This window comes from Paenarthrobacter sp. NPDC058040, from assembly GCF_042885775.1.
Taxonomy (GTDB): Bacteria; Actinomycetota; Actinomycetes; order Actinomycetales; family Micrococcaceae; genus Arthrobacter.
This window is the reverse complement of record NZ_JBHVRN010000008.1, coordinates 204475-229059: the sequence shown is the minus strand read 5'-3', so window position 1 is coordinate 229059 and position 24585 is coordinate 204475. Positions and strand designations below refer to the sequence as shown.

Annotated in this window: 25 protein-coding genes; 16 read left to right on the top strand and 9 right to left on the bottom strand. The window is 63.6% G+C overall.

The window, feature by feature from the left end; genetic code table 11:
• Nucleotides 1-91: 91 nt before the first annotated feature.
• The gene (locus ACFVSJ_RS13360) at nt 92-1042 is read right to left on the bottom strand and encodes a 5'-3' exonuclease H3TH domain-containing protein (protein WP_387437275.1); all 951 of its coding nucleotides are present in this window, start codon (nt 1040-1042) and stop codon (nt 92-94) included.
• A 160-nt stretch (nt 1043-1202) separates the two neighbouring features.
• Between ACFVSJ_RS13360 and ACFVSJ_RS13355 the strand changes: the two genes are divergently transcribed.
• The 6 genes from ACFVSJ_RS13355 (at nt 1203) to ACFVSJ_RS13330 (ending at nt 9414) form a co-directional block, all read left to right on the top strand.
• Nucleotides 1203-3134 (top strand): FAD-binding monooxygenase, encoded by a 1932-nt coding sequence (locus ACFVSJ_RS13355; protein WP_387437274.1) that lies wholly within the window; start codon nt 1203-1205, stop codon nt 3132-3134.
• Nucleotides 3135-3418: 284 nt separating this feature from the next.
• Nucleotides 3419-4243, top strand: coding sequence for a MurR/RpiR family transcriptional regulator (locus ACFVSJ_RS13350; RefSeq protein ID WP_387437354.1), 825 nt, complete (start codon nt 3419-3421; stop codon nt 4241-4243).
• Nucleotides 4244-4290: 47 nt separating this feature from the next.
• Nucleotides 4291-5196 (top strand): NAD(P)-dependent oxidoreductase, encoded by a 906-nt coding sequence (locus tag ACFVSJ_RS13345; RefSeq protein ID WP_387437273.1) that lies wholly within the window; start codon nt 4291-4293, stop codon nt 5194-5196.
• Between the two features lie 45 nt (nt 5197-5241).
• A complete protein-coding gene (locus ACFVSJ_RS13340) occupies nt 5242-6789 on the top strand; it encodes an aldehyde dehydrogenase family protein (protein WP_387437272.1) in 1548 nt (515 codons plus the stop codon).
• 28 nt (nt 6790-6817) lie between these two features.
• Nucleotides 6818-8044: an amidohydrolase gene (locus ACFVSJ_RS13335; protein WP_387437270.1), complete on the top strand. Its 1227-nt coding sequence runs from the start codon at nt 6818-6820 to the stop codon at nt 8042-8044.
• Nucleotides 8041-9414 (top strand): DUF3100 domain-containing protein, encoded by a 1374-nt coding sequence (locus tag ACFVSJ_RS13330; RefSeq protein ID WP_387437269.1) that lies wholly within the window; start codon nt 8041-8043, stop codon nt 9412-9414. Before ACFVSJ_RS13335 ends, ACFVSJ_RS13330 begins: the two co-directional genes overlap by 4 nt.
• An 87-nt stretch (nt 9415-9501) precedes the next feature.
• Here the strand turns inward: ACFVSJ_RS13330 and ACFVSJ_RS13325 are convergent, their stop codons facing one another.
• Nucleotides 9502-9696, bottom strand: coding sequence for a hypothetical protein (locus ACFVSJ_RS13325; protein WP_387437268.1), 195 nt, complete (start codon nt 9694-9696; stop codon nt 9502-9504).
• Here ACFVSJ_RS13325 and ACFVSJ_RS13320 point away from each other — a divergent pair.
• From ACFVSJ_RS13320 to ACFVSJ_RS13310, 3 genes are all read left to right on the top strand, one after another.
• Entirely contained in the window at nt 9679-10137 is a 459-nt protein-coding gene (locus tag ACFVSJ_RS13320; protein ID WP_387437267.1) for a PdxA family protein, read from the top strand. The two genes, ACFVSJ_RS13325 and ACFVSJ_RS13320, sit on opposite strands and share 18 nt — an antisense overlap.
• 42 nt (nt 10138-10179) lie before the next feature.
• Nucleotides 10180-11346 (top strand): serine hydrolase domain-containing protein, encoded by a 1167-nt coding sequence (locus tag ACFVSJ_RS13315; RefSeq protein ID WP_387437266.1) that lies wholly within the window; start codon nt 10180-10182, stop codon nt 11344-11346.
• Nucleotides 11347-11480: 134 nt separating this feature from the next.
• Nucleotides 11481-12779, top strand: a complete 1299-nt coding sequence (locus tag ACFVSJ_RS13310) for an MFS transporter (protein WP_387437353.1) — start codon at nt 11481-11483, stop codon at nt 12777-12779.
• On the opposite strand, the gene ribA is transcribed toward ACFVSJ_RS13310, so the two are convergent.
• The 5 genes from ribA to ACFVSJ_RS13285 form a co-directional block, all read right to left on the bottom strand.
• Nucleotides 12776-14626, bottom strand: coding sequence for a GTP cyclohydrolase II RibA (ribA, locus tag ACFVSJ_RS13305; RefSeq protein ID WP_387437264.1), 1851 nt, complete (start codon nt 14624-14626; stop codon nt 12776-12778). The genes ACFVSJ_RS13310 and ribA overlap by 4 nt on opposite strands.
• 96 nt (nt 14627-14722) lie before the next feature.
• Nucleotides 14723-15076, bottom strand: a complete 354-nt coding sequence (locus ACFVSJ_RS13300) for a TraR/DksA family transcriptional regulator (RefSeq protein ID WP_387437263.1) — start codon at nt 15074-15076, stop codon at nt 14723-14725.
• Nucleotides 15077-15201: 125 nt separating this feature from the next.
• Nucleotides 15202-15633, bottom strand: coding sequence for a VOC family protein (locus ACFVSJ_RS13295; protein ID WP_387437262.1), 432 nt, complete (start codon nt 15631-15633; stop codon nt 15202-15204).
• Nucleotides 15634-15722: 89 nt separating this feature from the next.
• Nucleotides 15723-16178 (bottom strand): VOC family protein, encoded by a 456-nt coding sequence (locus ACFVSJ_RS13290; RefSeq protein ID WP_387437261.1) that lies wholly within the window; start codon nt 16176-16178, stop codon nt 15723-15725.
• A gap of 118 nt (nt 16179-16296) precedes the next feature.
• Nucleotides 16297-16674: a VOC family protein gene (locus tag ACFVSJ_RS13285; protein WP_387437260.1), complete on the bottom strand. Its 378-nt coding sequence runs from the start codon at nt 16672-16674 to the stop codon at nt 16297-16299.
• Nucleotides 16675-16795: 121 nt separating this feature from the next.
• Here ACFVSJ_RS13285 and ACFVSJ_RS13280 point away from each other — a divergent pair, with 121 nt between their 5' ends.
• Together ACFVSJ_RS13280 and ACFVSJ_RS13275 are read left to right on the top strand one after the other, a co-directional pair.
• Entirely contained in the window at nt 16796-17185 is a 390-nt protein-coding gene (locus tag ACFVSJ_RS13280; RefSeq protein WP_387437259.1) for a DUF3054 domain-containing protein, read from the top strand.
• A gap of 73 nt (nt 17186-17258) precedes the next feature.
• Nucleotides 17259-17537 carry an Lrp/AsnC family transcriptional regulator gene (locus ACFVSJ_RS13275; RefSeq protein WP_018777675.1) on the top strand — a complete coding sequence of 93 codons (279 nt, stop codon included), beginning with the start codon at nt 17259-17261 and terminating at the stop codon, nt 17535-17537.
• Nucleotides 17538-17574: 37 nt separating this feature from the next.
• Here ACFVSJ_RS13275 and trpD read toward each other — a convergent pair whose 3' ends face one another.
• Complete coding sequence (gene trpD, locus ACFVSJ_RS13270) at nt 17575-18633, bottom strand: anthranilate phosphoribosyltransferase (RefSeq protein ID WP_387437258.1); 1059 nt, start codon at nt 18631-18633, stop codon at nt 17575-17577.
• Between the two features lie 148 nt (nt 18634-18781).
• Here trpD and ACFVSJ_RS13265 point away from each other — a divergent pair, with 148 nt between their 5' ends.
• From ACFVSJ_RS13265 to ACFVSJ_RS13250, 4 genes are all read left to right on the top strand, one after another.
• Nucleotides 18782-19420 carry a heme-copper oxidase subunit III gene (locus tag ACFVSJ_RS13265; protein WP_387437257.1) on the top strand — a complete coding sequence of 213 codons (639 nt, stop codon included), beginning with the start codon at nt 18782-18784 and terminating at the stop codon, nt 19418-19420.
• A gap of 86 nt (nt 19421-19506) precedes the next feature.
• The gene (locus ACFVSJ_RS13260; RefSeq protein ID WP_387437256.1) at nt 19507-20295 is read left to right on the top strand and encodes a c-type cytochrome; all 789 of its coding nucleotides are present in this window, start codon (nt 19507-19509) and stop codon (nt 20293-20295) included.
• A 97-nt stretch (nt 20296-20392) separates the two neighbouring features.
• A complete protein-coding gene (locus ACFVSJ_RS13255; RefSeq protein WP_387437255.1) occupies nt 20393-21463 on the top strand; it encodes a Rieske 2Fe-2S domain-containing protein in 1071 nt (356 codons plus the stop codon).
• Nucleotides 21441-23114 (top strand): cytochrome bc complex cytochrome b subunit, encoded by a 1674-nt coding sequence (locus ACFVSJ_RS13250; protein ID WP_387437254.1) that lies wholly within the window; start codon nt 21441-21443, stop codon nt 23112-23114. The genes ACFVSJ_RS13255 and ACFVSJ_RS13250 overlap by 23 nt, the downstream gene beginning before the upstream one ends.
• Before the next feature lie 114 nt (nt 23115-23228).
• Here ACFVSJ_RS13250 and ACFVSJ_RS13245 read toward each other — a convergent pair whose 3' ends face one another.
• Nucleotides 23229-24017 carry a GntR family transcriptional regulator gene (locus ACFVSJ_RS13245; protein WP_387437253.1) on the bottom strand — a complete coding sequence of 263 codons (789 nt, stop codon included), beginning with the start codon at nt 24015-24017 and terminating at the stop codon, nt 23229-23231.
• Between the two features lie 161 nt (nt 24018-24178).
• On the opposite strand from ACFVSJ_RS13245, the gene ACFVSJ_RS13240 reads away from it, so the two are divergent.
• Entirely contained in the window at nt 24179-24472 is a 294-nt protein-coding gene (locus ACFVSJ_RS13240; RefSeq protein ID WP_387437252.1) for an HPr family phosphocarrier protein, read from the top strand.
• Nucleotides 24473-24585 lie beyond the last annotated feature (113 nt).

The window sequence follows — 24585 nt, the reverse complement described above, 5'->3', positions numbered from 1 at the left end:
CTGCCTGTTTCGAAGCTGTTGATTGCCTGTGAAGGCAGCAGCGAAGCTGTGAAGCCGGCCAGCGACATCAACCACGCGGCAGGCGCGGGAGCTAGCGGGCGGCGTCCAGGGACTCCAGCAGGCGCTTCACGGACCCGCCAAGATTCCACTCCGTGCTGAGTCCTTCAAGTTCTTCCCGGGCTGGGCCTGTCACCGGTTCCAGGGCAGCTCCGGCCTCTTCAAGGCCGGGTAACTGGAGGTCCCGCACTACGTTGACCACTGTGGGTGCCACTTTCAGGTAGTCGGCTGCTGCGGAAAGCTTTGCCTTCACGCCTGCCGACAGTCCGCCGTCGGGGTCTTCCGCGGCTTCGAGGAGGCCAACAAGTGAGCCGTGCGTGGCAAGCAGCGAGGCCGCGGTCTTCTCACCGATTCCGGCTACCCCGGGCAAGCCATCGGAGGAATCGCCACGTAGCGTCGCGAAGTCCGCATACTGCTGCGGCAGGACGCGGTATTTGCCGACGACGTCCACGTCGGTCAGCACTTCAAGGTTCCGCATGCCACGGGCTGTGTAGATGACGCGGATGTCGCGCTCGTCGTCGACCAGTTGGAACAGGTCACGGTCGCCTGTCACCACGTCCACCGGAAGAATTGATTGGCTGGCGTAGCTCCCGATGACATCGTCGGCTTCGTGGTCATCGACTCCCACGACGGGGATGCCTGCCAGGGCAAGGACGTGCCTGATCAGAGGAATCTGGGCCTCCAGGGGATCCGGCACCACTTCGACGTCCGGCCCGGTTGCCACCAGCTCAGCCACCCTGTGTGCCTTGTAGCTCGGGATGAGCTCCACCCTCCATTTCGGGCGCCAGTTGTTGTCCCAGCAGGCCACCAGATGTGTTGCTTCGTAGTCCGTGGTGAGCCGGGCAATCATGTCCATCAACCCCCGGACGGCATTGACGGACGTCCCGTCTGCCCGGCGGATGGTGTCCGGTACGCCGTAGAAGGCCCGGAAGTACAGGGAGGCAGTGTCGAGGAGCATGAGGCGAGGCATACCTGATCCTGACATGCCAGCGGCTTGTTTGGTGACAAGCGGGCGTGCGTCGGGGACTTGAACACGCGTGTGAGCCGCATTACGATTATGTGAGCAATAATCGAACAAGTAGTTCTATTATCGAACACTCGAAAGCTCAAAGGCAGTACTGCCCACAAAGAAGTGAGGAAAGCCCGTGCAGTTCCACCATCACGGTTATGTATCCGGTGACCCGCGAGTCGAGCCGGCCGCCGGCGTCGGGATCGACCGTCCGGAAGATGTTCCGGATGAGGTAGATGTGTTGATTGTGGGCACCGGTCCTGCAGGGATGTTGACTGCCGCCCAACTGGCGCAGTTCCCGGACATCACCACCCGGATCATTGAACGCCGCCCCGGGCGGTTGGCCATCGGCCAGGCTGATGGGATCCAGGCGCGCAGCGTGGAGACGTTCCAGGCGTTCGGTTTCGCAGAGCGGATCATTGCCGAGGCGTACCGCATCACGGAGATGGCGTTCTGGAAGCCGGACCCGGCGGACCATTCCAAAATCGTTCGCAGCGCCCGCGCCGTGGATGACCCTGCCGGGATCAGCGAGTTCCCGCACCTGATCGTGAACCAGGCCCGCGTGCTGGACTACTTCGCTGAATTCATGGCCAACTCTCCTGCCAGGCTCAAGCCGGACTACGGGTACGAGTTTGCAGGGCTGACCGTCACAGGCGAGGGCGAGTACCCGGTCGCAGTGACGCTGCTCCACACCGCCGGGCCGAAGGAGGGCCAGGAGCGCGTGATCCGCGCAAAGTACGTCGTAGGCGCTGATGGTGCCCGCAGCAAAGTCCGTGAATCCATCGGTTGCCACCTTGCCGGCGACCAGGCCAACCATGCCTGGGGCGTCATGGACGTCCTCGCAGTGACCGATTTCCCGGATATCCGGACCAAGTGCGCCATCCAGTCCGGCTCTGGCGGCAGCATCCTGCTGATCCCCCGCGAAGGCGGGCACCTGTTCCGGATGTACGTGGACCTTGGCGAGGTGGCTGCCGACGATCACGGCGCGGTCCGCAAGACCACCATCGAGCAGATCATCGCCAAAGCCAACGACATCCTCCACCCCTACACCCTGGACGTGCGCAACGTCGCCTGGCACAGCGTGTACGAGGTGGGCCACCGCCTCACGGACAGGTTCGACGACGTCCTGCCGGAGGAGCGCGGCACGCGCACCCCGCGGGTGTTCATCACCGGCGACGCCTGCCACACGCACTCCGCGAAGGCCGGGCAGGGCATGAACGTCTCCATGCAGGACGGCTTCAACATCGGGTGGAAACTCGGCCACGTCCTGGAAGGCCGCAGCCCCGAAGCGCTGCTCGATACCTACTCGGCCGAACGCCAGGTGGTGGCCAAGAACCTCATCGACTTCGACAAGGAGTGGTCCACCCTCATGGCCAAGAAGCCCGAGGAATTCAAGGACCCAACAGAACTGGAAACCTTCTACACCAGCACCGCCGAATTCCCGGCCGGCTTCATGACCCAGTACGCTCCCTCGATGCTGGTTGCCGAACCAGCCCACCAGGACCTCGCCACCGGATTCCCGCTGGGCAAACGCTTCAAGTCCGCCCCGGTGCAGCGGGTCTGCGACACCAACCCGATGCACCTCGGCCACCATGCCAAAGCCGACGGCCGGTGGCGCATCTACGTCTTTGCGGACGCCGCACCGGCAGGTGCCCCGGGACCGGTCGCGGACTTTGCCGAGTGGCTCGCTGCCGCGCCGGACTCGCCGCTGGCCGCGACGCCGTCGAATCTTGATCGCGACGCGTGGTTCGACGTCAAGGTGATCTATCAGCAGGACCACACCGGCGTGGACATCAACGCCGTCCCTGCAGTGTTCAAACCCACGGTTGGCCCGTTCAAACTCACTTACCTCGAGAAGGTCTTCGGAACCGACCCCGCCGCCGACATCTACGATCAGCGCGGCCTCAGCCGCGATGGAGTCGTCGTCGTCGTCCGACCCGACCAGTACGTCGCCAACGTCCTCCCATTGAGTGCGACGGCGGAACTCGCCGACTTCTTCTCGACTCTCCACCCAGCGCGGGAACCCGAGGGCGGGGTTGTTGGCGCCAAGCTGGTCAGCCACGCCTGAGCAGGGCCTTCATCACCGGAACAGAGGCAGCCGGGGACTCCGAGAGGACTCCCCGGCTGTTCGTTTTTAAAAGGCCCGCGGCGCCGATGACGCCAAGTTTTACTTCCCCGAAACGATAATCGCTGGCGGCAATCCAAATTGCAGAGTATCTTTGTTGCAATGCGGTTTGCAGAGTGATGTACGTTACAGGAAGGATGGCCGTGAAGAGTCAGCAGCTCGGAACTGACGCCACAAGCGCCACAGGCACGGCTGACAATCCGTGGGATTCCGCGGATTACGGCTGGCTGGGCGATGCCCTGCCCAACGTCGCCCTCTCAAAGTCGCAGGCCCGCGTCCTGGAGGTCATCGCCCGCAACCCGCAGCTCTCGTCCTATGCGGACATCGCGGAAATCGCACAACGGTCCGACGTGAACAACTCCACGGTGGTCCGCACGGCACAGCGCCTGGGATACCGCGGGTGGCCGGATTTGCAGCGCGAACTGCGCTCCCGGTATCTGGTGATGATCTCCACGGAAGACACACTGAATGAGCACGGCGAACACCGCAGCCCCCTGCACGACGCCCTCAACCATGACATCGAGAACCTTCGCCTGACGCTCGAGTCCAACACGGCGGACGACGTCGAGTCAGCCATCGCCGCCCTTGCCGGCGGAAAGTCCATCACCGTCATTGGCATCGGTTCGTTCGCCGGTCCGGCCAGTGTGATGGCCCACCTCGGATCCACCATGGGCTACCCCATTTCGCTGGAAAGCCGGGCCGGCGTGCATTTCGCTTCGGCCGCCAACAACCTGGGACCAGGCGACGTGCTGGTGGTCATCAACATGTGGCGGTCGGTCAAGCAGATCATCCTCACCGCCGAAGCCACCAAACAGGCCGGGGCCACCGTCGTCGCCATCAGCGACATGCGCCGGGGCCGCCTCGCCGCCGCGGCCGACCACCTCCTGATCGTCGCATCCGAAGGCATCTCGTTCTTCCAGTCGGTCACCGCTGCCAACTCCATGGTCTACGGGCTGCTGGCCGGCATGGAAGCTGCCCACCCCGAGCGGAGCCGCGCAGCCATCCGCCGCACCCAGCAGTTGTGGAAAGACCTGGACGTCTACCTCGACTAGCAACAGCACTTTCGCCTGCTTCACCGATCCATACCTAGGAGTACCTCATGAACAGCAACCGCCGCGTCGCCGTGATCGGCCTCGGATCCATGGGAGGGGCCATGGCCTCCACCCTGCACGCCGCCGGGTGGGACGTCCTCGGTTTCGACCCGTCCGAAACGGCCCGAAACGCAGCTGCCGAAGGTGGCATCGCCACGACGGCGAACCTCGAAGACGTGGCAGGCACCTCCTACGCTGTCCTGTCCCTTCCCTCGGCCACAATCGTCGAAGCCACCGTCCCCGCCCTCCTTGCGGCGCAGGGGGTAGTCGCGATCATCGACACAACAACCTCGGAACCGGCCACCAGCAAGGCCATGGCAGCCCTGGCCGAATCAAGTGGAGCCGCATTTATTGACGCGCCTGTGTCTGGCGGCCGTGACGGCGCTGCCACCGGAACCCTGAGTGCGTTCGTAGGTGGCACGGATGCCGCCCTCGACGCCGCCCAACCTGTCCTCCAAGCCCTGACCGGAGGCAAGTTTGCCCACATCGGCGCCCCTGGCAGCGGCAACGTGGTCAAGCTCCTTAACAACGTCCTCGCTGCAGCGAACCTCGTCTCCGTGGGTGAGGCCCTCGGAGTGGCCAAGGCCTACGGAATCGATCCGGCAGTCGCCGCCGAAAGCATCAGCAACGCCTCGGGCGGGAGCAAGGTCTCGGCGAACATGTACCCCAACTGGGTCCTGAGCGGCACGCACGATTCCGGCTTCTCCCTGGGTTTGATGGCCCGCGATGCAGCACTGGCTATTGACGTTGCCCGCGAAATCGGGGAACAGCCGGAACTCCTCGCGGCTGCCGCCGGCCAGTGGCAGGAAGCCCTGGCTGTCCTGGGTCCGACGGCCGACTTCACCGAGATCGCACGGACGGTCGCACCCTCGGTGACTCCTGCAGGCTCCCCCACCTCCAGCGACGCTGCCTAGCCAGTGCCTGCGCCCCTCATCCGGAACAGCAACAAAGGAACTACTTTGAGCATCACCACAGTCCCCACCGTATCTTCCACGGCCACAGCCCGTGCAGTCCTCGACGCCGCCTTCCCCGCCGGCCTGGGCGCCTTCATTGACGGCGCAGTAGTGACCGGCTCCGGCGAGACCATCACGCTCACCGCAGCAGCAACAGGCGAGCCCTTCGCGAGCTACGCAGACCCCGGAAAGGAAGGCGCTGACGTCCTGCTGGACAGCTCTGTGCGCGGCGCAGCGGCCTGGGGCAAACTGAACGGTTTTGAACGCGCCGCCATCTTGCGCAACGTGGGACGGGTGGTGGAGGAGCACGCCGAGGAACTGGCAATCCTCGAGTCCGCCACCACAGGCAAGCCCATCCGCGATGCCCGGGTCGAAGCGGCCAAGGTCGCCGAAATGTTCGGCTACTACGCAGGTTGGGCGGATAAGCTCACCGGCCAGACCATTCCGGTTCCCGGCAACTGGAACACGTACACCGAACGCGTGCCATGGGGTGTTGTGGTGGCGATTACTCCGTGGAACGCACCGCTCTTCACGGCTGGCTGGAATTCCGCTGCTCCCCTGGCGGCAGGCAACTCCGTGATCATCAAGCCAAGCGAGTTCACGCCCGCCTCCACCGTGCGGCTCGCCCAATTGGCACACCACGCAGGCCTTCCCGAGGGCGTGTTCAACGTCGCCGCGGGCCTGGGCCAGACGGTCGGCTCCGCCCTGACGACGGACCGCCGGGTAGGCAAAGTAAGCTTCATCGGATCGGTTCCCACCGGCCGACGCGTCGCCGTTGCCGCTGCCGAGGCCGGTATCCCGGCCCTGCTGGAACTGGGTGGCAAGAGCGCCAACATCGTCTTCGCTGACGCCGACCTGGAACGGGCGGCCGACGGTGCCATTTCGGCGATCTTCTCCGGCGCCGGCCAGTCCTGCGTTGCTGGTTCCCGCCTTCTGGTGGAACGCAGCGTTCACGCCCGCTTCGTGGAGTTGGTGGCGGACCGCGCTGCCCGCCTGCGCGTCGGCGATCCGCTGGATGCTGACACCGAGGTGGGTCCGATCATCACTCCCCAGCAATTCGCTACCGTCACCTCGCTGATCGAAGCGGGAATGAACGACGGCGGCCGCCGGGTTACGGGCGGAAACCTCCCTGAGTCGCTGGCAGGCTCGGCCCTGGCGGGCGGCCACTGGGTCATGCCAACGCTGCTGGACGGCGTAACGCCGTCGAACCGGCTCGAGACCACCGAAGTCTTCGGCCCGGTAGTGGGCGCGGATGCCTTCGATACCGAGGAAGAAGCGATCGCCCGGGCGAACAACACCAACTTTGGCCTCGCCGGAGCTGTCTGGACCTCCGACGTGTCGCGGGCCCATCACGTGGCCCGTGAGGTCAAGGCCGGTACCTTCTGGATCAACGCGTACAAAACCATCCATGTGGCCGTGCCCTTCGGCGGTTTTGGCGACTCGGGCCACGGCCGTTCGTCGGGCCCGGGGGTGTTGGACGAGTACACGCAGACCAAGGCCATCTGGGTTCCCACCCGGGCGGCGGGAACCCCGTTCCCGTCCTTGTCCTACTGAGGCCGACGGCACGCGAAGAGGAGGAACCATGGAAGCAACCACAACGAGCCCGGCCAGGGACACCCTGCGCGCAGCACTCCAAGAGGGCGTGGATACCTGGCGTCCCCGCGTCCACGCCCTCTCTCAGGACCTCCACGCGAATCCGGAGATCTCCTTCGAGGAAGTCCGGGCAGCGGCGAACATTGCCGCGCTGTTGGCTGAGGCCGGATTCGACGTCATTGAGGGCACGTCAGGGCTCCCTACCGCCTTCACTGCCACTGCGGGCAACGGTGACCTGACGGTCGCCCTGTGCGTGGAATACGACGCTCTTCCCTCCGTGGGGCACGCTTGCGGCCACAACCTGATCGCCGGCGCGTCAGTCGCCGCGGCGTTGGCGCTCCTTCCGCATGTGGATGAGCTGGGTATCACGTTGAAGGCCATCGGCACCCCGGCAGAGGAACACGGCGGCGGCAAGGCCCTGATGTTGGAACGCGGTGCCTTCGACGGCGTGGGCCTGGCCTTGATGGTCCACCCGGTCCAGGACGGTGTCACGTATAACCCGGCCGGGACGACGGCGCAGGCGGTAGGCAGGTACGAGGCCGTCTTCACGGGCAAGGCTGCCCACGCGGCCGCCGCCCCACACCTTGGTGTCAACGCGGGAGATGCGGCCGTCCTCAGCCAGGTGGCCATCGGCCTGCTCCGCCAGCAGATCCCCAGTGACCACCGGATTGCCTGCTATGTGGCTGAAGCCGGGCACGTCACCAACATCATCCCGGACCACGCCGTGGTGCCCTTCGAATGCCGTGCATTCACTCTCCCCGAGTACGAGGCATTGCTGGAGCGGGTGAAGCATTGCTTCGAGGGAGCCGCCCTCGCCACGGGAACCACCCTTGAGATCAGTGCCGCCGAACCCTTGTACGAACCTCTTTTGCAGGACAACGACCTCGCAGCCCACTGGACCGAGGCCATGGACGCTTTCGGAAAAGACACGTCTCCATCCGCCGGCATGGGCGGTGGTTCAACCGACATGGGCAACATTTCCCAGGTCATCCCGTCACTGCATCCGTGGCTGAGCATTCCCGGCGCCGACGTTCCCATCCACTCACACGGTTTTGCGGCCCTCGCCAACACTCCCGAGGCCTACGGCGTCATGTTCGAAGCCGCCGTGGCCTTGGCCTGGACCGTCGCCGGTGCAGCCACACATCCCCAACAAAGAGAACGCTTCGTCAATGCGGTCTACCGCGGCGAAGCCCTGACCCAGGAAGCAACATCATGAGCACCCGCACCCAAACTGCGCGGACGGACAAGGCCGGTCCCCGGCTGACACTTCCCGTTGCCGCGCTGGCGTTTGTTATCGCCCTTGCTGTTCAGTTCATCGGCCAAGCCAAAATCGATCTCGGCATCGGCGCCATCATCATCTTCCCCATGGTGTGGGGCCTGATCCTCGGCCTCCTCGTCTCCATTCAGAAGTTCAAGCCCCTCGGCCTTGACCTTCAGCGCGTGGCTTCTGCCCTGGTGGGTGTTGCCGTGCTGCTCCTGGTCGCCCGGCTTGCATTCAACATTGGTCCCAGCCTCCCGAGCCTCATCAAGGCGGGTCCTGCCCTGCTGCTGCAGGAGATTGGACACCTCCTGGGCACCATCGTCCTGGCCCTCCCGTTGGCCGTCCTGCTGCGCATGGGCAAGGCCACTGTCGGCGCCACCTTCTCCCTGGACCGTGAACCGTCGTTTGCCATGGTTTCGGAAAAGTACGGCCCCGACTCGGACCAGTACCGCGGTGTCCTGGCCATGTACGTCTTCGGCACGCTGTTCGGAGCGGTCTTCATCACCCTCCTCACCTCGCTGGTCTCCAACTGGAAGATCTTCGACCCGCTGGCCCTGGCCATGGGTGCAGGCGTCGGCTCGGGTTCCATGATGGCAGCGTCCGCGGCGTCCATCGTGGCCGCCTACCCCGGCGACCAGGAAGCGATCCTGGGCATGGCTGCCGTCTCCAACCTCATCACCACCGTGCTGGGTGTCTACGTGGGCATCTTCATCGCGCTTCCCTTGGCCGACAAGTTCTACAAGTTCCTGACCCGGAACAAGGAACAGCAGAAGGTCGCCGTGGGGGCCGCCGAGGCACCGACCCAGGGCACCGCCGTCGTCAATGGCAACGAAGCGCAGGCGGAAGAGAACCGCCGCTTCCGTGAAGAAGTAGCCAGGTCCTCGGCCCACATGCAGTTGCCGCTGTGGCTCTCGCTCTCCGTGCTGACCGTCCTCGGCGTGGGAACTGCCGCGGTGGCCGCGAAGGGACTCAGCCTTTCCATTCTGGCCGGCTACGGCATCATGCTGGCCTTAGTCCTGGTGAGCATCTTCCTGGCGAAAGTCACCCGCAAGATTTCCGCGATCGTGTTCATCACCACCATCGGCGCCTATATCTCGAGCCCCTGGTTCTTCGGATCCGGCGTCCTGAATGAGGCCGTCAAGACCGTTGACTTTCTGTCCATCGCCACCGTGATGCTGACCCTGGCCGGACTCTCGCTGGGCAAGGACATTCCGCTGCTCCGGAACATCGGCTGGAAGATCATCCCGGTGGGCCTCGTGGCCATAACGGCGTCCTTCCTGCTCTCGGCCGTGATCGCCGAGTTCGCGCTGGGGCTCTGGCACTAGGGCCATCAACTCCTTGAGCCGTGTCTGTTCATGGTCCGCTTCGCACAAGCCGTCGTCTGCGGTGACGGCGTCGGCCCCCAGGAACACCTAGTCGAACGTCATCCGTTCCAGCGCAGCCTCTGCCAGGGGACCTACAAACGTCTGGCTGACCTCGCGCAAGCGGCCACCGAGACAGTTCACCACCACCCCCGGCGAATCCTGCAGCTCCTGCAAGGTGTTCACCCCGGGGGTGGTGATCGTCAAGGATTCGAGGCCGCGCAAGGCGTGCGCCAAGGCACCCACGGTGGATCCGCCGTCGAGCAGCACGCTCTCTCCGGTCCGCACACCGGCCTGATCGACGCCATCAACCCCCACGCAGGCGAGAACGGGCTCTTTGGATACGGTGAAGAGGCAGAAAAGATCACTCCCGCCATCGAAAAGGTCCAGGCGGACGGCATCGATGCCCGCGGGCCCCTTCCCGCGGATACAGCTTTCTTCCTGGCCGGACGCGGGGACTACGACCTCATCGTGGCCATGTACCACGATCAAGGCCACGGCCCGGTCAAGGTGCTGGGAATCGAAGCGGGGGTCAACATCACCGTCGGCCTCCCCGTCATCCGCACCTCAGTGGACCACGGCACCGCCTTCGACATCGCGGGCAAGGGAATCGTGGAGGTGGGCAGCATGATCGAAGCCTTGAGGCAGGCTGCGGAAATGTCTCCAAGCCCCGTTCGCCACATGTAAGGGGCGCTGGTTTTCGGGCGGAACCGGGCGTAGAACATGCATATGGCCTCCAGGCGCGGGAGGTTCCTGCTGGCCCTTTGGCTCAGTTTGTGGTTCCTTGGCGGATGCACGGCCGGCCCGCCCGAGCCGTCGCCACTGCCTGCCCCGGCGCCGGGGACAACGGATTCGCTCGAACGGACAGTCCTCCATTTCCTGGAGGACGGCGTGACCTCGGTTGTTGTCCAGGTCCGTTGGCCCGGCGGTGAATGGTCCAAAGCCTACGGTGTCCGGAACCTCGCCACCAACGAACCTGCCAGGCCCCTTGACAGGTTCGCCGTCGGCAGCCTGACCAAGTCGATGGTTGCCACAGAGGTCCTCAAACTTGTCGCCGAGCAACGCCTGAACCTGGATGGGCCGGTCAATGATGCCCTCGGCCGCCTGGTGCCCGAGCTGAAACCGCCGGGCATCGTGACGGTCCGGGAGTTGCTGAACCACACCTCCGGGCTGCCCGATTTCTCCGGAGAACTGTTCAATGGGCGAAACATCCGGGATGCACTGCAGTCCAGGCTGACCATGCGGGATGGCCTGCGGTTGGCTGCCAAGCTGCCGTGGGAGTCGTTTAACACCGGGTTCTTCAACTACTCGGAATCCAATTACCTCGCCTTGGGCTTGTTGATCGAGGATGTCCGTTCGCGTCCCCTTGCCGAGGTTCTCCAGGATGACCTGTTCCGCCCCGTCGGCCTCGGGAAGACCGCCCTCGCCGGGACTGACCGCGGAGCCAGGGACAGCCTCCATGGCTATGTCATGGACGGCAGCGATCAAGTGGACGTCACCCAGGCCGCCTATTTGGTGGGGTCCCCGGCCAGCGGCGTGGTATCGAACACCGCGGACATCAATGACTTCTACCGGAGCCTCTTGTCCGGCCGCATCGTCCCGCCCGGGCTGGTCAGGGAGATGAAGGAGACAGGCACAGGCAACTACGGCCTTGGCCTGCAGCGCTTCAGTGTGGGCTGCGCTGCCGGGCACAGGTACGGCAACACCGGCACCGTCTTCGGCTACCTTTCAGCGTCCATCAGCAGCGACGACGGCAGCAGCCAGGTCACCATGGGACTGGCCCTTCCGCCGCTGCCTGCCCATGCGGACGACGCTGTGGTGGACAGGCGCATAGGACTCTATGCCTCGCAAATGGTCTCCGCCGCCCAGGAAACACTGGATCATTTGTGCCAGTGAGCTAAAGGGTCGGTGCCATCCGGATTGCGTGCCGCAACCCTGGCAAGCATCGGAATCAAACTCTGGCGCAGGGAGTACAACGGTACGAGAATAAGCACGTGGCCCACCCTCGCACCGAAGGCAGCGGCGACACCATGAACGATGCCGCCCGCGGGATCCAGCGTGTCTATCTGACCTTGACACTGGGAAACACCATCGCGGCCTCCTTCATTTGGGGCATCAACACCTTGTTCCTCCTCGATGCCGGGCTCAGCAACCTCGAGGCCTTCGCCGCGAACGCGTTCTTTACGGCCGGGATGGTGCTGTTCGAGGTCCCCACCGGGGTGGTTGCAGATGGCTGGGGACGCAGGGTCTCGTTCCTGCTCGGCACCATCACCCTGGCGGCGTCAACATATTTGTACTACGTGATGTGGCAAATATCGGCACCGTTCTGGATGTGGGCCGTCGTCTCCGTCCTCCTGGGCCTTGGGTTCACGTTCTTCTCCGGCGCGGTGGAGGCCTGGCTGGTGGACGCGCTCCGTTTCTCGGGCTATGAAGGCGGTCTCGAGACCGTGCTCGGCCGGGGCCAGATGGTTCAAGGCGTGGCCATGCTCATCGGTTCCGTGGCAGGTGGCGTCATTGCGCAGGCCACGAACCTTGGGGTGCCGTTCCTGTTGCGCGTGCTGGTTTTGGTGGCAATGTTCGCCGTCGCCTTGTGGTTGATGCACGACGTCGGCTTCTCACCAGAGCGGTCAACGCACCCTTTGGAGGCGACGCGGGCAGTCCTGGCCGCGTCCATCGACAACGGCCTGAAGAACCCGCCCGTCCGCTACGTGATGCTCGCCGCGCCCTTCAGCTCCGGCGTCGGAATCTATGTCTTCTACGCACTGCAGCCCTATCTGCTGGACTTGTTCGGCGACCCGCGCGCCTATTCGATTGCCGGACTCGCAGCGGCGATCGTGGCCGGTTCGCAGGTGCTGGGAGGTTGGCTCGCGCCGTTCGCCCGCAGGCTCTTCCACAAGCGAACGTCCGTGTTGATCCTGGGCAGCGTGGTGGGCGCCGTCATCCTGCTTGTCCTGGGATTCACCCGGGTCTTCTGGGTTGCCTTGGTGCTCCTGGCCCTGTGGGCCGTGGTGGGTTCTGCCGCAACCCCCGTGCGCCAGGCCTACGTCAACGACCTCATCCCGTCCAAGCAACGCGCTACCGTCCTGAGTTTCGATTCCCTCATGGGATCCAGCGGTGGCGTCGTGGTGCAACCCTTGCTTGGCCGCAGCGCCGACCTCTATGGCTACCCGGCGTCATTGGCCATGGCCGGAGTCATCGAAATCATTGCCGTCCCGTTCCTCATCGCCAGCCGACGGCAGTCGGCCGCCGCGGATCGGTCAACAACCGCTCCGGCCGCAACCGATGACGGAACCGCGCGGGATGAGTGGCAACCGGGTCCTGCAGCCTAGAAGGACGGAACGGTCGGCCCCAGCCCCAGGAGCCCACGCCCGGCCTGCTCAAGTACAGGGTCCAGGCTCAGGGTCGGATGGTTCAGGAGCACATCCACGTCCCGTTGGATCCGCTGGAGCGGATGGGACAACCGGTGTGCGCTGCCACCCGACCGTGAAGCCATGAGGCGGACGGCGCCACCGGAGGCTTCCCCGCTGAGCGCCAAGGACAACCTGTAGCCGGCCCGCTCCTTATCGGTCAACGGCGCATCAGTCCGGGCGAGGGCTGCCGTGAGTGTCCCCAAGGCTTCATCCCAGTGGAGCCGGGCCGTGGCTACGAGGCCGTAGGCCTGGGCGTACCGTGACTGCGCAAGGCCGGAATCCGCCTGCCGGTTCCCGGTGGTGTTCTTCACTTTGCGGACCATCATCGTTTCGCGGAAGAGGTCCAGGGCCTGCTCGGCAGCTCCCAACGCGGCAGATGGAGCAACGAGGTTCAGGAGCGTAGCCATGGGAGCGTGCACCAGCGGGTCCGGATGGAGCTCGCTTCCGGGATTGTTCGTGGCGCTCAATTGCTCCCAGTCCATCACCCGATGCGCCGGCACGAAGACGTTCTCCGCCACCACGTCATTGCTGCCGGTACCCCGTAATCCCGAGGTGTGCCACACATCCAGCACTTCGAGGTCCCGCACGGGGACGAGCACCTGGACGCGCCGGCCTTCGCTGACCGCCGCCAACAACGCCCATTCGGAGTGCATGATTCCCGATGCAAAGCTCCAGTGCCCGGAGATGCTGAAACCTCCCTGCGCCTTGATGGCCGTTCCGGGAGGAGCACCAGTGGCCGCAGCCAAGGGCATGTGCCCGCCCGCGAATACTTCGTCCTGGACCTGCCTGGGCCAGCGGGCCAACATCCACACATGTTCGGCCAGGTGGCCTGCGGTCCAGGCCGTTGAGGCGCAGCCCCGGGCCAGCCGCCGGATGGCCTCCCCATAGGTGGCAACTCCCAGACCGTATCCACCCACAGCCGCCGGAGCCAGCATCCGGAAGACTCCGGCATCTGCCAGTTCCGCAATGGTGGCCTCTGGAAGTTTCCGCAGTTGCTCAGCTTCTCCGGCCCGTTCGCGCAGCGCCGGGAGCATGAAATCGAGACGGTCCAGCAGGCCCGCTGCGTCCTCGCCAGGTTGACGTTCGACGGCGGCCCCGGACAGTTCCAGCGTATGTCCGGTTTTGTCCCGCTTCGCCGTCAGGTATGCCTCGTTGGACCCCGACAGGTGGACGCCAGTGGGTACGTTCTCCACCACGGTGATTCCACGGGCCCGGAGCTGCGCCCCTTTGTCCGGGTTGTTGCTGAGCAACCTCACGGACGAGGCACCCAACACTTTCAGCATCTGGGCGGCCGCTGCATAGTCGCGTTCGTCCTCGCCGCGGCCGAGGGCCACGTTGGCATCGTAGGTATCGAGGCCGGCATCCTGAAGTGCGTATGCGTCGAGCTTGGAGTAAAGCCCAATGCCCCGGCCTTCCTGCCGCAGGTAAAGCAGGAATCCACCGGCGGCGGCAATCTTTTCCACGGCTTCGCGGAGCTGCGGTCCGCAGTCGCACCGCTCGCTCCCGAAGATGTCACCCGTCATGCACTCACTGTGGAGCCGCACCAATGGAGCGTCGACGCCTCCATCCATCCCCAACAGCGCCTGCTCCCAGGCGCCCAATGCCAGCAGCAGATGCTCCTCGCCGTCCACGAGCCCATGGAAGGTCATGATTTCCGCCGTGGTGGCGTACCCATCCGGAAACCGAAGCGGCACAGTCACCCGTTGCCGCAGGGTGGCTTGGGCCTGTGCCGCAGGGCCAAAAGTGCCTTCAAGCGTGGCGGTCATGGGCTCTCCTCGTGATTAGTTGAAGCTTTAACTTAACCGTACGCGGTTATTACTTGAAGCTGCAACTAAAATGACCCGTGGAGTATTCCGACGCGCTCAACGCCCCGATGAGGCGTGGTTGACGCAGTAAGGCGTCCAGGGCCGGGCCTCCAGGCGCCCCTCCGGTATCTCCACGCCACAGACTGCGCACACGCCGTAAGTACCGTCAGCGATACGTGCCAACGCCTCCTCGATGTGTCCCAGGCCCACCCGGCTTTGTTCCATCAGGGCGGAGGCTTGCGAAAGTTCGAAGGCAATCGTGCTGCCCTCGGGATCGTGTTCATCATCCACATTCGAGTCGAGCCTCGCTGCGCTGACCGAGGCGATGTCGCCACGAAGGGCTCCCAGCAACGCCAGCTTCGCGGCCCGCTCCCGCTCCAGCAGGGCACGGAAGCGGCCCGTATCAACCACGGCGGACCCGCCTTACCTGCCGCCCAATACTGTCCAGCAACACTCATTCCTCCTCGGCCCAGGTTGCTCCTCCTGCGAGTGTGCCCTCCCCGGATTTCCGGGAAGGGCACACGAGGCAGCTTGTACTACTGCTGGGCCTGCTGTTCACCTGCGATGTTGACGAGCCAGGCAATGCCGAACTTGTCCACGCACATACCAAAGACATCGCCCCACGGGGCGCTCTCGAGCGGCATGGTGACTGTCCCGCCCTCCACCAACTTGTCCCAGTAGCCACGGAGCTCGGCATCGTCCGAAGCCTCCCCGCTGAGGGAAACGGAAATGTTGTTTCCCGGGTTGTATTCCATGCCGTTCGGGGTATCTGCCGCCATCAGCGTCAGGCCATTGGGCGAGACCAGCATGCCGTGCATGACCTTGTCGGCTTCGGCGGGGTCCTGGCTGGCTTGGTAGTCACCGAAAGTGCTGATGTTCAGCTCTCCGCCAAAGACGGATTCGTAAAAGGTGATGGCGTCCCGGGCGTTGTCGCGGAACGAAATGTAAGGGTTGAGGCGCGATGTCATTGCAGTGTTCTCCTCATGGTTGTGGTCGGCGCGCTTGTCGCCGTGCGGCCATGCTAGCAGCGCTTTCAGGCGCCTGTCCCCCGGACTTTTCAGTCGCCGTCGTAAGCCTTCCGCAAGGCGATGATATCCAGCTTGCGCATCTTCATCATGGCCTCCATGGCGCGCCTGGAGCCCTCGGGGTCGGGCCCGCTGAGGACTTCGGTGAATCCCTTGGGAATAACTTGCCAGGACAGCCCGAACTTGTCCTTCAGCCACCCGCACATGCTCTCCTCGCCACCCACCAGGAGTGCGTCCCAATAGCGGTCGACTTCTTCCTGGGAATCACAGTTGACCACCAGGGAGACGGCCTCGTTGAACGTGAAGGCGGGGCCGCCGTTCAGGGCCATGAATTGCCGCCCCTCAAGCTCGAACTCCACCGTGAGGGGCTTGCCGTCGGGGCCGGGCATGGACTGGCCCATGGCCGCATTGTCAAAGGTCGATGTGTAGAACTCCGCCGCTTCGGCCGCTTGGCCGTCGAACCACAAACAGGTGGAAATCTTCTGCATAATCTCAGTCCTCCAGGTCAACGGGACAGGTCGTCCCCCGCTCGAGGCTAGCGCTCCCGCACCTTCGGAACAATGCCCGACGGCGGCACGGGTCACCGAACCCTGATGGCGACGCCGCTCAGTCGCCGGACGTCCGGATCCGGCTCACGAGGCCTACCGTATTTCCCTCGCTGTCCTCGATGAACGCCATCCACTCCTCCGATCCCGCAGGACCAAGCCGATCGTCTTCATGGACGAAGATGACGTGCGGTTCGGCGATGATCTGCACTCCCCTGGCCCGAATGCCCTCAATGGCCGAGTGGATGTCCGCCACCTCCAGGTACACCAGCGCCGATGGAGCGCCCTTTTCCAGGAGCAGGCGGACGCCACCGACATCGAAGAACAACAAGCCTGGAGGATCAAAAACCGCCTGTGGGCCTTTCCCCAGGAGAGCCGAATAGAACGCCGCTGCCCGGTCCAGGTCCTCGGCGCGTTGGGCTACTTGAATGAATCGCATGATCAACCTCCACCTTGGCCTGTCCGCTTCCTCCGCAGCCATCGTCCCCGGTAAGGAGCGCGCCAATCAAGGGGATCACCCGGCTTCGCGATATCCGCCAGGCAAAGATAGTGTCGGGTGCATGCCTACCCCCAAGAAGTGGTGGATTTCCGCTGCCGCCGGAGACCTTGTCCTCATCCTCGTTTTCGCCGCCATTGGCCGCGACGCGCACGCCCGTGGCGACATCATCGGCGGATCGTTCCTTACCGCGTGGCCGTTCCTTGTGGGCGCCGCGTTGGGCTGGTTGGCGCTGCGTGTTTGGGCCAGGCCGTTTGCGATCTGGCCCTCGGGAGTGGCTGTCTGGCTGGGAGCAGTTGTTGTGGGAATGGCGCTCAGGGCCCTCACAGGCCAGACCGTAGTGTTGCCCTTCGTCATCGTGGCGCTGCTTGCCCTCGGCTTCCTGCTCCTGGGTTTCCGAGGGATTGCAGCGATGACCGGCAGACTCGCACGGAAACGCCAGCGCCGCTCCTGACAGGGTGCCGAACAGGCCCGATGCACTACGCTGGAGAGCGTCCGCAATGACGCATTTTTCGGAAAGGCCCCACGTGATCACCGCATTTGTCCTGATCAAGACCGACGCTTCGCGCATCCCGGAAACTGCCGAACAAATCTCGGCCATTCAAGGCATCAGCGAGGTCTATTCAGTGACCGGCGAGTGGGACTTGATTGCGGTGGCCCGCGTCTCCAAGCACGAAGACCTGGCGGATGTCATCGCCGACCGCCTGTCCAAGGTGCCGTCGGTGGTCCACACCACCACGCACATCGCCTTCCGGGCATATTCGCAGCACGATCTCGACGCGGCTTTCGCACTCGGATTCGAGTAGCCGGCAAGCTGACACCCTGCTCCGACGCGCCGGGGCCTTAGCTCCGGCTCAGTGCAACCCACTTGGCCAGGACGCCTGCGGCAGCACCCGAGTCAATAGACTCCGCAGCCCGGCTGAACGCGGCCCTCATCCGGTCCACGAGCGTCCCCTCAGCGGACCCGTCCACGGCCACCAGTCCGGCTGCAGCATTCAGCAGCACCGCGTCACGCACAGGACCGGTCCTCCCGTCGAGGATCTCGCGGACCACAGCAGCGTTCGCGGCAGCATCGCCGCCGCGCAGGTCCGCGACGGTGGAAGGACCGATTCCAAGGTCGGCCGGCGAGAAAACCTGCTCCGTCACCCTGCCATCCCGGATCTCCCAGACGGTCGACGGGCCGGTGGGGGTCAACTCATCCAACCCGTCATCACCCCGGAAGACGAGCCCACGGCTGCCACGACGTGCAAGTACGCCTGCCACCAGGGGGGCCATACGGGCATTGGCCACGCCCACGGCGGAAGCCTGGACGTGTGCCGGATTGGTCATCGGGCCCAGGAAATTAAAGGCCGTCGGGACGGCGAGTTCCCTGCGCGGCACGGCCGTGTGACGGAAGGACGGGTGGAAGACCTGCGCGAAGCAAAACGTGATTCCCGCCTCTTCCGCGTTGCGGGCCACCTGCTCGATGGAAAGGTCCAAGCGGACCCCGAGGGCTTCCAGGACATCAGCCGAGCCGGAGGCGGAGGAAGCGGCACGGTTCCCGTGCTTGACAACCTTGGCTCCTGCGCCCGCAGCAACAAGGGCCGCCATGGTGGAAATGTTCACTGTATTGAGCCGGTCGCCACCGGTGCCAACAATGTCCAGCTTCTCCCCCGAGATTTCTATCGGGTTTGCGTTCTGGACCATGGCTTCCACCAGGCCTGCCAGTTCCTCGACAGTCTCACCCTTGGCCCGCAAGGCCACGAGGAAGCCCGCGATCTGGGCGGGAGTGGCATCACCGGCCATGATCGTGTTCATGGCCCACTCCGTGTTTCCCACCGCAAGGTCGTCGCCGTTGATCAATGCAGAGATGAGCCCTGGCCAGGTGTTGCTGGCTGCAGGTGCCGATGCCGGAGAAGTCACTCACTGATGCTATCGACCGAGCCGCGCCGATGACCAATGTGAACCTGCCCGGGAACTTTTCCGCGCGATTTCGCGTCTTTGTAGAAAAAGTCTCCCCAAACGGTGGTTTGCATTGGGAACTCTGGACTTTTACAGACATAATGTCCTTGTGACATCTGCGACCCATGCCCCCAGTACCCCGGCGCACCCGACGCTGAACCGCCCAAACCTGGTTTCTGTTGGAACCGTTGTTTGGCTGTCCAGTGAGTTGATGTTCTTTGCCGGCCTCTTTGCCATGTACTTCACCCTGCGCTCCACCTCCGGAGCGTTGTGGGCCGAAGAGACGGCCAAGCTCAACTTCCCGTTTGCGCTCGTAAACACCATCGTCCTCGTGGCCAGTTCCTTCACTTGCCAGATGGGCGTCTTTGCAGCCGAACGGCTCGAACCGCGCCGTTTGGGCGGACCTTTCCAGTTCACCCGCTGGGGCATGAATGAATGGTTCATCCTCACCTTCATCATGGGTGCCTTCTTCGTAGCAGGACAGACCACCGAATACGCCATGCTCGTCTCCGAGCACGTTTCCTTGTCCTCCAACGCCTACGGTTCCGCCTTCTACATGACCACCGGCTTCCACGGCCTCCACGTCATTGGCGGTTTGATCGCGTTCCTCTTCATCATCGGCCGCGCCTTCGCAGCCAAGAAGTTCGGACACTTTGAAGCTACCTCGGCGATTGTCACCTCTTACTACTGGCACTTCGTCGACGTCGTGTGGATCGGCCTCTTCCTGGTCATCTACGTTCTCAAGTAGCCGGCTTTGACTCTTTTTCTACAAGAGGCAGAATTTCAAGAAGCGGCTCACGGAGCCGACGCAGGATCGAATAAAGGAACCACCACGTGAAGGCACTCTCGCAGAAGCGACGTCACCCACTGGCAGCCATTGCGCTGCTGCTGATGGGCCTCCTCCTCACTGGTGGGCTTTACGCCATTGCCACTTCCGTCAACCAGGCCAAGGCCGACACCACGAGCTACAGCGCCAGTGACGTAGAAGAAGGCGGCAAGCTCTTTGCCGCCAACTGCGCCACCTGCCACGGCATGGGTGCAAGCGGAACCCAGGACGGCCCCTCGCTGGTCGGCGTGGGTGCAGCAGCAGTTGACTTCCAGGTTGGCACCGGCCGTATGCCCATGCAGATGAATGGCCCGCAGGCCCAGAAGAAGCCCGTTCAGTTCAACGACGAGCAGACCACGCAGCTCTCAGCCTACGTCGCATCCCTCGGCGCCGGCCCGGCCATCCCGGAAGAGCACCTCCTGGATGAAAAGGGAGACGCTGCCAAGGGTGGCGAGCTCTTCCGCGTGAACTGCGCAATGTGCCACAACGCCGCAGCCGCAGGCGGTGCCCTTACCCGCGGTAAGTTCGCACCCGCCCTTGCCGATGTCACCGGCAAGCACATCTACGAAGCAATGGCCACGGGCCCGCAGAACATGCCCGTGTTCAACGACTCGAACGTCACCCCGGAAGACAAGCGCGACATCATCACCTTCCTCAAGACCATCGAAGCCAACGGTTCTCCCGGCGGCGCCGACCTTGGCTCGCTCGGTCCGGTGTCCGAAGGCCTCTTTGTGTGGGTCGCCGGCCTTGGCGTAATCATCGCATTCACCATCTGGCTGACGTCCCGTACGTCCTGATCCAGACGGAAAAAACCTCCTGCTGCACTGACAGCAGTTTTGAACTGAAAACAAACCCGGCGCAGGCCGGGACAACGAGAGAAGGATGAGGCGAATTATGGGCAACCATAGTGACGGCAGTCCGAACCACTCGGGCACCGTAGCTACGGCTGGTCAGAATGAGGTGGAGAAGTTCCAGGATCCTGGTCTTCCTCCGCATCGTTTGCGCCTGGCTGACACGGACCCGGTAGCCGCAAAGCGCGCCGAGCGTCAGGTAGCCATTCTGTTTGGCATTTCCGTCATCGGTACCTTGGTCTTCCTGGTGGCGTACTTCGCCATCGACCTGGGCGAGGACTCCACCATTGCGACGATCCGTACGCAGAACCTGCTGCTTGGCCTGGGCACCGCCTTCGCCATGCTGGGCATCGGTACGGGCATTGTGCACTGGGCCAAGGCGCTCATGCCGGACCACGAAGTATCGGAAGAGCGCCACGCCATCCGTACGGAGGACGACCGCCAGGCTGCCGTCCGCATTGTGGATGACATCGTCGAAGAAACCGGCATCAAGCGCCGCCCGCTGATCCGCAACACCCTTCTTGGTGCTGTGGCCTTGGCACCGCTTCCGGCGTTGGCCATCTTCGGTGACCTCGGGCCCCGCCCCGACGACAAGCTCGCGCATACCATGTGGGCTCCTGAGGGCGGCAAGCTTAAGCGCCTCACCCGTGACCCTGACGGTACGCCGATCAAGGCCTCGGATGTCACCATCGGTTCTGCCTTCCACGTCATTCCCGAAGGCCTCAACGAACTGCACGAGGGCAAGTTGAACGAGAAGGCCAAGGCCGTTGTTCTGCTGATGCGCCTTGATCCCAACTCCCTGCACCCGTCAGAGGGCCGCGAAAACTGGAGCTACAACGGCATTGTTGCCTACTCCAAGATCTGCACGCACGTTGGTTGCCCCGTTGCTCTCTATGAGCAGCAGACCCACCACCTCCTGTGCCCCTGCCACCAGTCCACGTTCGACCTCACGCAGGAATGCAAGGTCATCTTTGGACCGGCCAGCCGTCCGCTTCCCCAGCTGCCTATCGCAGTTGACGCAGAGGGCTACCTCGTCGCCACAAGCGACTTCAAAGAACCTGTAGGACCGAGTTACTGGGAGCGTGACGAGCATGAGCGCCTCATCAACAGCTGAAGCCCCCTTCGTAGCGAAGACCAAGGTTGGCCGTTTTACCGACTTCGTGGACGAGCGTGTAGGTGGCTCCGGTATCCTGCGCGAATTTGGTCGCAAGGTCTTTCCCGACCACTGGTCATTCATGTTCGGTGAGGTGGCGCTGTATTCCTTCGTCATCCTGCTGATGTCCGGAACGTTCCTGACGTTCTTCTTCGATCCCTCCATGGCGGAAACGCACTACCAGGGTTCGTACACGCCGCTGTACAACGTCGAAATGTCCGTGGCTTACAACTCGTCGCTGAACATTTCCTTCGATGTCCGCGGCGGCCTCTTCATGCGCCAGGTACACCACTGGGCAGCCCTGCTGTTCGTAGCCTCCCTCGGTGTCCACATGCTCCGCGTCTTCTTCACGGGTGCATTCCGCAAACCGCGTGAAATGAACTGGGTTGTTGGTGGCGTCCTGCTCATCCTCGCGATGGCTGCAGGCTTCACGGGCTACTCCCTCCCCGATGACCTGCTGTCCGGTAACGGCCTCCGCATCATCGACGGCGTGATCAAGTCCATCCCGGTCATTGGTACGTACATCTCGTTCTTCCTCTTCGGCGGAGAATTCCCCGGCACGGCCATCATCGGCCGCCTCTATGTCCTGCACATCCTGCTGGTGCCGGCCCTCATCCTCCTGATGATCGTCGTCCACCTCTTCATGGTGGTTGTGCACAAGCACACCCAGTACCCGGGCCCGGGACGCAATGACGGCAACGTTGTTGGCTACCCGCTCGGCCCCGTGTATGCAGCAAAGGCCGGTGGCTTCTTCTTCATCGTGTTCGGCGTCCTGGCACTTATGGCAGCCGCCTTCACCATCAACCCGATTTGGAACTACGGTCCGTACGACCCCTCGCCCGTCTCGGCTGGTACGCAGCCTGACTGGTACATCGGGTTCGTTGACGGCGCCCTGCGCCTGATGCCCGGTGTCGTGAATGGGTTCCACTTCGAATACATCATCTTCGGCCACACCCTGACCCTGAACGTCCTGCTTCCGGCCCTTGTCCCGGCAGGCATCATCTTCACGGTGCTCTTCATGTACCCGTGGATCGAACGCTGGATCACCAAGGACAACCGCGAACACCACGTTCTCGATCGTCCCCGCAACGCTCCTACGCGTACGGCCATCGGCGTCGCAGGCTTCACCTGGTACTGCGTCATGTGGGCAGCAGCAGGCTCCGACCTCATCGCCACGCACTTCCACGTTTCGTTGAACGATGTCACGTACTGGCTGCGTGCACTGTTCTTCGTGGGCCCGGTTATCGCGTTCATCGTCACCAAGCGCATCGCCCTTGCCCTGCAGCGCAAGGACCGCGAAATCGCACTCCACGGCCGCGAAACCGGCCGCATTGTGCGACTCCCCCACGGTGAGTTCATCGAGGTTCACGCGCCGCTCGACGAGTACAAGCGCTACAAGCTTGTTGGTTTCGAGTCCCCGGCCCCGCTGCCCGCGGAGCCGAACGAACACGGTGTGGTCACCCGCAAGGAAAAGCGCCGCGCCGCTCTCTCCAAGTGGTTCTTCGAGGACAGGGTTGTCCCGGCAACCCCTGCAGAGCTCGAAGCCGCGCATGCGCATGGCCACCACGAGGCCATCGAAGCCGGTTCCGACCAGAAGAGCCTCAGCCACTAGCTGATACCGCAGAAAGGGCGGGCCCGATCCCATGGATCGGGCCCGCCCTTTCTGTTCCCTGGCAAAATGCAATTGCCCGGCGATGCTGGCCGTGCGGTCCCCAGCCGGTCTTCCCTACTGCGTCCTGTACCCCGAGGAATAGTTTCGCGTGGGCCTTACTCCGGGCCTCTGCAGCGGTATCCACAGCTTGTACCGGTCGGCCCGGTAGTAGGAAACCGAGTAGTCCACCATTGCTCGTGCTACAAACGCATGCCTCTGGATCTTCAGCAATGGTGATCCAACGTCCACGTTCAAGAGTCGCGCAGTGGAGGGGGATGCCGCTGTCGCCTCGATCATGTCCTCGCCCCACTCCATAACCAGGCCGAAGCGTTCACTCAGGACGTTGTAGAGGGACGTCGGTGGTGCATCGTCCAGCAGGCCGGGAACGCGGTGCGCAGGAATAAAGTTCTCATCCACGCTCATGGGCTCGTTGTCGGCCAAGAGCAGCCGCCGGAATCGCACCAGAGGCGTTCCTTCTTCCAGTTGCAGTTCCCTGGCGAGGAACGCGCTGGCCGCAATCTGCTCAAAGCTGAGCACCTTGGCCGCCGGCACCATTCCACGGCGCTGCATCTCTTCGCTGTAGGACGTCAGCTTCACCTGGAGGTCCAGTTTGGGCTTCTTGACGAAGGTCCCCAGCCCCACGACCCTCTCCAATACTTCCTCGCCCACCAGGGCATCAATGGCCTGGCGTACCGTCATTCGGGCAAGGCCGAACCGCAGGGACAGGTCCCGCTCCGACGGCAGGGAAGAACCCGGCGGGCAGGAATCTCCAATGAAGGCGCGGAGGATCTCGCGAAGCTGGATGTAGATCGGGGTGCTGCTGCTGCGGTCTATGTCGCCGGCGATGCTCGATGCTTCAGGCACAACCGTTCCCAACCGATGTTTCGTTCATACAACAAGGGTAAATCAGCGTCGACGGAGGTCTAGACCAGTAAGCGTAGCAATGTTGGCAAGGCAATATCGGCCGCTAGGCTTGGATGGATAAATTCCCCCAAAGGGCTCCCCGCCCACCACAAGGAGTTGGCTTGCCGCAGCTGAAATCCTTCGTCGCCGCTGAAATCGGGCTTCACGCCCGGGCAGCAGCCGTCTTTGTTCGCGCCGTCACTGAAACAGGCCTCCCGGTCACCATCCGGAAGACTGATGGTGACCCGGTGGATGCGCGATCGCTCTTGGAAGTCATGACCGAGGACTTCTCCTATGGCTGCGAAGTAGTCCTGGAAGTCGCGCAGGACGCCGTCACGGAGCCACACGCAGCAGCCGAAGCCTCCGATGCCTTGGCGGCTCTTTCAGCGATCCTCGAGGCCACCCAGGCCCACTGAGGACCACCTCCTCAGATGGGCGGTGAGACGCTCCCCCGGACGCTGCCTGTCCCCAAGCTAAAGCAAAACGACGGCGGTCCCCACCATCTGGTGGGGACCGCCGTCGTATGACT

Bases quoted from the DNA above. Each gene is read 5' to 3' on its own strand.
- ACFVSJ_RS13280 (WP_387437259.1), top strand. From the start codon at position 16,796: ATGCCTACCCCCAAGAAGTGGTGGATTTCCGCTGCCGCCGGAGACCTT.
- ribA (WP_387437264.1), bottom strand. From the start codon at position 14,626: ATGACCGCCACGCTTGAAGGCACTTTTGGCCCTGCGGCACAGGCCCAA.
- ACFVSJ_RS13330 (WP_387437269.1), top strand. From the start codon at position 8,041: ATGAGCACCCGCACCCAAACTGCGCGGACGGACAAGGCCGGTCCCCGG.
- ACFVSJ_RS13310 (WP_387437353.1), top strand. From the start codon at position 11,481: ATGAACGATGCCGCCCGCGGGATCCAGCGTGTCTATCTGACCTTGACA.
- ACFVSJ_RS13290 (WP_387437261.1), bottom strand. From the start codon at position 16,178: ATGCAGAAGATTTCCACCTGTTTGTGGTTCGACGGCCAAGCGGCCGAA.
- ACFVSJ_RS13285 (WP_387437260.1), bottom strand. From the start codon at position 16,674: ATGCGATTCATTCAAGTAGCCCAACGCGCCGAGGACCTGGACCGGGCA.
- ACFVSJ_RS13315 (WP_387437266.1), top strand. From the start codon at position 10,180: ATGGCCTCCAGGCGCGGGAGGTTCCTGCTGGCCCTTTGGCTCAGTTTG.
- ACFVSJ_RS13295 (WP_387437262.1), bottom strand. From the start codon at position 15,633: ATGACATCGCGCCTCAACCCTTACATTTCGTTCCGCGACAACGCCCGG.
- ACFVSJ_RS13255 (WP_387437255.1), top strand. From the start codon at position 20,393: ATGGGCAACCATAGTGACGGCAGTCCGAACCACTCGGGCACCGTAGCT.
- ACFVSJ_RS13345 (WP_387437273.1), top strand. From the start codon at position 4,291: ATGAACAGCAACCGCCGCGTCGCCGTGATCGGCCTCGGATCCATGGGA.
- ACFVSJ_RS13250 (WP_387437254.1), top strand. From the start codon at position 21,441: ATGAGCGCCTCATCAACAGCTGAAGCCCCCTTCGTAGCGAAGACCAAG.
- ACFVSJ_RS13360 (WP_387437275.1), bottom strand. From the start codon at position 1,042: ATGTCAGGATCAGGTATGCCTCGCCTCATGCTCCTCGACACTGCCTCC.
- ACFVSJ_RS13335 (WP_387437270.1), top strand. From the start codon at position 6,818: ATGGAAGCAACCACAACGAGCCCGGCCAGGGACACCCTGCGCGCAGCA.